Source organism: Legionella worsleiensis (assembly GCF_001467535.1).
Classification (GTDB): Bacteria; Pseudomonadota; Gammaproteobacteria; order Legionellales; family Legionellaceae; genus Legionella; species Legionella worsleiensis.
In genome coordinates, this window is sequence record NZ_LNZC01000028.1 from 1 (window position 1) to 444 (window position 444).

Genomic DNA, 444 nt, shown 5'->3' on the forward strand with positions numbered 1-444 from the left:
AACAGCCGTCAAACTGCCGTGCAGTACAGAAACCGTAGTCGTCACCACCGCACTGTCAGTATCGGCAACGCTGAGCGCATTACCATTGGCAGAGCTGAACACTTGATTGGCGTCTTCACTCAGAGTTTGTGCACCAGACACGCTGTTGACCGGAGCATCATTCACCGCATTAACGGTCAAATTGACGGTAGCCGTTTCTGTCGTTCCGCCAGAAGTGACGGTATACGTAAAATCAGTCGTTCCGTTGAAATTAGCGGCTGGGCTAAAACTTAAAGTACCATCGGCATTGAGCAACACACTGCCATTAGCCACAGCCACACTTCCGCCTACGGCTATGGCTGTACCGTTAATCGCAGTAATGGTATGACCGGCATTTTCAAAGGTATCGTTCGCATTCACGTCAAGAGTCACAGCCGTGTCTTCATTGGTCGCAAAAGCATCATC

At 50.2% G+C, this 444-nt stretch carries 1 protein-coding gene; it reads right to left on the reverse strand.

Annotated features, from left to right (window positions below; translation table 11 throughout):
* The coding region (locus Lwor_RS13890) for an Ig-like domain-containing protein (RefSeq protein WP_169792196.1) at positions 1 to 444 on the reverse strand (444 nt) is incomplete at both ends.